The organism is Acetatifactor sp. (assembly GCF_982438285.1).
The window spans coordinates 1-5,166 of record NZ_CEWDFQ010000222.1; the positions used below are offsets into that span (position 1 = coordinate 1).

The window sequence follows — 5,166 nt, forward strand, 5'->3', positions numbered from 1 at the left end:
TTACCTTCCAAGGCCTTCAGAATCGTGCACCAGATGTCGTAGCACAAATACTTGCTAATCTCCTGTATGCTGCCAATATTAATCCTTTTATTTTCGGCAAACAGCTTTTCAATCATTTCCTCTGCCTTTTTCGTATTTTGATCCTGTATCTGAACAATCAGCTCCCTTTCTATCTCCATTGGGTAATAATATCCAAAGTGCGGCTCCAGCTTTACATCAGAGTAAAACAAACATTCATCAAGCTCATAAACCCGCTTTGTCTCCATCACATAGACAGCCTGCTGATATGCGTCCCCGATTCCCTCTCTTCCCTTACAGATATCCCCCGCTGAAAGCGTATACCGAATGTTCAGATGCTGATCCATAAATTCCTGAAGCTGTTCTGTTACCTCTAGCATCATATCTTTGTTTTTCCTCATATCCGCTTCCGGGAAATTCACCAGCAAGGCTATAACGCTGTCCACCATAAGGCTGCAGGCAGCGCAGCCCCGGTCCCCAAAAAGCTCTTCACAGACATTTCCAAAAACAAAACGAATAAATTCCAGATCCAGTTTCTTGTCATGAATCTCTTTCCATTCCTGGCTTTCATCCATTTCAATCTCCTCCGCATAGAACAGCAATACTGTAAACTGCTCTCCCAGCCAGTGAATTTTATACAACTCCTCTACATAGGCCGCATCCTTGGGGACTATCCCTTTCAGCAGATTTTCCAGATATGCCTTGCGGAACATATCGCTCTGGCGCTCCAGCCTGTCATCTGCCGCTCTCAGATTCTCCTGCATCTGAGACAGCCGTCCTCCTATTACTCTAAATTCATTGGTTTCCTCTATATCCTTGGCATTGATTTTCAGCATATCAAGCAAAGTAGTTACCTGTCCGTAATTTCTCTTCAGGAAGTAAAACATCAACAGGATACTCGCACCCACAGAGCCCAGTAGAAGAAGGGTTATCTTATACTGATAATCCCGTATTCCGCCAAAATAAGCGCTGTCACTCCAGTAAACCGTCAGTCTGTATCCCAAGTCCAGTTCATAATTATTCAAATACACCCTTTTCGCAGCTCCTGAAAGCTTCACAAAAGAATCTCCCTGCGCCATAGCAGCATCCAGAAGCCTCTTGTCCTCTTCACCACAGTCTTTCAGCTCAGAAGTAAGAAAGCTCTCCCTTCCCTCCTCTCCTGCAGAACCGTGCTGCAGCGCAAAGCCTTCGTCTGTTCCTTCCGCCGGAAACAGCAAATTTTCCAGATCGTTCTGCTGGTACATAAAAATAATATTAATCTGGGCTCTGTCCCACTTATTTTCTTGAATCGTCTTTACAAACAGCACCTTGTCGCCGCAGATTTTCATCTGCAGAAACGGATAGTTTCCATTCATCAGCTCCATCCACTGATTCCAGTCCATACCCCCATACTTTTCTCCATAGGTACGCCAATAATTCTGCGAGGTGTTTGCTGCATCGCTTGCCACAATATAATCGTCATTGCAAAAATACAAAAAAAGCTCCTCATAATTGCCGTTAATCCTTTTATATTGCCCCAGCTGTCCACAAAGAATGTATTTTGCATACGCCTCATCCGGCTCACTGCCTTCAGATTCTCTTCCCAAAAGTCTTACCTCCTCCTGGAGCAGCAGTGTATAAATCAAATCTTCCATAGCGTCTATGTTTCCAGAAAGGTTAGCGGATATTTGTCTGGCGGCTCTGTCACTTTCCAGTCTGCGATTTTCAATCAGCATTTTTGTACTGTGCCAGTAAGTGATGCTGTTACATATAATCAGAACAAACATCACTGCAACATAGGATCTCATCCATTTCCAAAAAACACTTTTAGCAGCTCTTTTCATCTATCATACTCCATTCCACCCCTCCACATACTTCCCCTCTTACAATAGTACTATGGGGGAAAGAAATGTAAAGTGTTACTTTTTGAATGCAATATGACACTTTTTAAGAAAGCTCTCTCTTTCGCCTGATATCCTGACACCAAAACAAAAAGGTAACGCAAAGGCTCACCAGCATAGTAAAGTAAAAGCTGATGCCTCTGGAGAGACACAGGGAGGGCATTAAATATTGTTCCGTAAATACCCTCAGAAAAACTGCCCCATACATTGCCTCCGTAATCCCCTGGGCGCCGGGTATGGGCAGCATGTCCACCGCAATGGAAACAGAAGCCTGCAGCAGCACAATGGTAAGCGGAGCCGTCTCTGAAAGCCCCAGCCCCCAGTACACCACATAGGTCAGCAAAAAAGCGCTGAAGCGCTGTAAAAAGGTTCCCGCCACGACCACGCATACGGCCCTTCTGTGCGTACGCAGGTAGGAGACCGCTTCCCCATAGCCGTCAATAAAAGCGGAGATTTTTTCCTCGCTTCCGGCGCTCTCTTTTCGAAGCCTGCACCTTACCAAAATCCTTTCCCCCGCCCTCAAGATAGTTCTCACAATCTCCGGCCGGCACATTACAAGCAAAAGCGCAGACACTACCACCACATTCAGGAACAGTCCAAACAGATACAAGGCATAATAGCCCTGAAGTCTGTTCTGCAGGGGTCTGTTCCAAAACAGCAGCAGGAAGATACCTGTCACCACCAGCACAAATTTATAAATTATGGCCACTGCCAGCAGCACTACAGAGCTTCCCGACAAAGAATTTCCGTCCCTTTTCATATAATACAGCTGCATAGGCTGTCCGCCTGTGGCGGAAGGCGTAAGCCCTGAGAAAAAAAATCCCACATAGGAATATCCCATACACCGAAGCAATCCCGTTCCGCCGCCCATGCCCCGCAGCAGATACCAGATCATAAAGCCTTCTGCAGCAACAAAAAAGAGTGCCAGAAAAACTGCCAGAAAAACGCCCTGAAGAGACATTTGTCCGACAGCCGCCGCGATCTGCCCTAAATCCTGACCCCGGAACACTGCGTAAAAGGCAAGGAGCATAACCACTGTAAACAGCAAAACTTGGGCTGCAAGCTTTTTACTTTTCTTTCTATTCATAAACAGCAATCCCTTTCGTCCTTTTGTTTGATGCTTCCCCTCCTGTCAGCTCCGACAGCCTTCCCTCAAAAATGACCTGAAGATTCCTGTCCGCATATTCCTGTACGTCTCCGGGCGTTACCAGAGAAAAATGCTTTTTGGAAATGACAATGCCATTCTTTCCCAGGATTCTTGCCACATAAGAGGAACAGGTATACTGGTTTTTTATGTAAAATTTTCTGCCAAGTACCAAAAAGGGCAGTCCCGCTACAGCATAGTGGAGGCGGAAGCGCCTGCGGTAATCTCTGTGAAGCTCTTCCCGTATACGGCTCTTTTGCTCCTCACTGCATTCCATTCGGCATATTTTATATTCAGCCATGGGAAACGCACACACAATCTGCTCCTTTTTTTCTCTTTCAAAGCCCGCTATCACAGGGATAAAGGGATTTCTCCTCCCAAAGCTGTAAGCCTCCTCCAGATCTGCATCCAGCGACAGTACCACATGCACATATTTGCGTTTCTGAAAAGAACGGATGAGCGCTGCAAAAATCCCGGGAGTGTCCACAAATGCAAGATATATCTGTGCCATATTATGCCTCATTTCTGAGCATTTCAATTTTTTAATCTATGCCCCTCATTGAAACAGGTATATTTTCCTGGCGATCCGGTAGCCTCCCACCGTCAGCTTGCCGCCCAATGTTCCCGGAAGATAAGTAAAACCGCTTAAGGTAGTATACTTCAACCGATAATAAAGTGCAGGATTTTCCTTTTTCATATCCTGCCACAGTTTTTTCCTTTTCTGCTTTGCATCCTCATTCTGTATCAGAAGCAGGTGAATAGACGATATGGCCATCATGATAGAAATATTTCTGCACATATAATCTGCAAGCTTGGGATAAACCTGCCTTACCTCATTCAGATCCACGCTGCCCGCAATGATTTTTGTAACTCGAATCTGCTGATCAATACGGCTCATTAAAACCTTTTCATTGACGGACTGATCCTCCCTGCCCAGATAATACTGATACAAATCCATATCCAAGTACAAAATACGTTTCACATAAGGCAAGGGATTATATGCAAAAATATTATCCACATAAAAAGTGTGCTCCGGCAAAATCACACCGGATTGCCTAAGGATTTCCGTTCGATAAACCAGCGCGTGCATAATCAGATACTGAGAGGGTTTAAAATGTCTCATGTCATTCCAGCTGCATACTTTTTTCTGCGGAAATACATTTCGATATGCCATGCTGCGGCTGGTTCCTTCCTCCAGATGATTGTAGACATAATTGCACACAATCAGATCCGGCAGCATCTCTTCTTGATCTTTACCGCAGCGGATTTTGATCTCCTTCAGCAGATTCCTGTACGCTTCTGCATCCAGCCAGTCATCAGAGTCAACCACCTTAAAGTACAATCCTCTGGCAAGCTTCATTCCTGTATTGACGCCTGATCCATGACCCCCATTTTCTTTCTGTATGGCTTTTACGATACCAGGATATTTTTTTTCGTACTCTGCGGCAATCTGCCCTGTTGCATCTGTGGAGCCGTCGTTTACAATGATAATTTCCACGTCTTCGCCTCCCGGCAGCAAGGAGTCTATACATCTTCTCATATAATCCTGTGAATTATAACAGGGTACGGTCAGTGTAAGATATTTCATAGGCTCTGCACTCCTTTCGTACCCTGATTCTAGCGGAAAAGAATAAATTTTTTCGACTTAAAATTTATAATAATTTCAAAATTTTTTCTAAACAACACATGACATATACTTTCATTATCAATCTGCACACAAAAAAAAGAACCATATTCCTATGGTTCCCTGTAAAAGGCGTCTGCCGGATTTGAACCGGCGATAAGGGTGTTGCAGACCCGTGCCTTACCACTTGGCTAAGACGCCAGATATCACATTATATGCCTATAACGCCTCCGCTATTCAAATGACTCCAACGGGAATCGAACCCGTGTTACCGCCGTGAAAGGGCGATGTCTTAACCGCTTGACCATGGAGCCGTCTCTTTTCCCGCCTTTTCCCTCTCAAAGCTCCCCCTGTTGGACTCGAACCAACGACACTGCGGTTAACAGCCGCATGCTCTACCGACTGAGCTAAGGAGGATCATTCTCTTGTGCCTTCCCTCTTCTGCACCCTCAAAACCGGACACTGGATCTTTCCACGCTTCCCGCAGGACTCCGGAACCT

General features: G+C 45.3%; 4 protein-coding genes and 3 tRNA genes. All 7 read right to left on the bottom strand.

Translation table 11 applies throughout. The annotated features are described in order from the left end of the window. Positions 1 to 1,805 (bottom strand): hypothetical protein (locus AC1WIP_RS10945; protein ID WP_481141862.1); only part of this gene is annotated, 1,805 nt, incomplete at its 3' end. 139 nt (positions 1,806 to 1,944) lie between these two features. Further along, complete coding sequence (locus AC1WIP_RS10950) at positions 1,945 to 2,985, bottom strand: lysylphosphatidylglycerol synthase transmembrane domain-containing protein (protein ID WP_481141863.1); 1,041 nt, start codon at positions 2,983 to 2,985, stop codon at positions 1,945 to 1,947. Continuing rightward, the gene (locus AC1WIP_RS10955) at positions 2,978 to 3,553 is read right to left on the bottom strand and encodes a hypothetical protein (protein WP_481141864.1); all 576 of its coding nucleotides are present in this window, start codon (positions 3,551 to 3,553) and stop codon (positions 2,978 to 2,980) included. Before AC1WIP_RS10955 ends, AC1WIP_RS10950 begins: the two co-directional genes overlap by 8 nt. 45 nt (positions 3,554 to 3,598) lie before the next feature. After that, entirely contained in the window at positions 3,599 to 4,630 is a 1,032-nt protein-coding gene (locus AC1WIP_RS10960) for a glycosyltransferase family 2 protein (RefSeq protein ID WP_481141865.1), read from the bottom strand. A 166-nt stretch (positions 4,631 to 4,796) separates the two neighbouring features. Further along, positions 4,797 to 4,867 (bottom strand) — tRNA-Cys (locus tag AC1WIP_RS10965). A 41-nt stretch (positions 4,868 to 4,908) separates the two neighbouring features. Next, positions 4,909 to 4,980: transfer RNA gene (locus tag AC1WIP_RS10970), tRNA-Glu, on the bottom strand. Between the two features lie 30 nt (positions 4,981 to 5,010). Continuing rightward, positions 5,011 to 5,083 (bottom strand) — tRNA-Asn (locus tag AC1WIP_RS10975). Positions 5,084 to 5,166 lie beyond the last annotated feature (83 nt).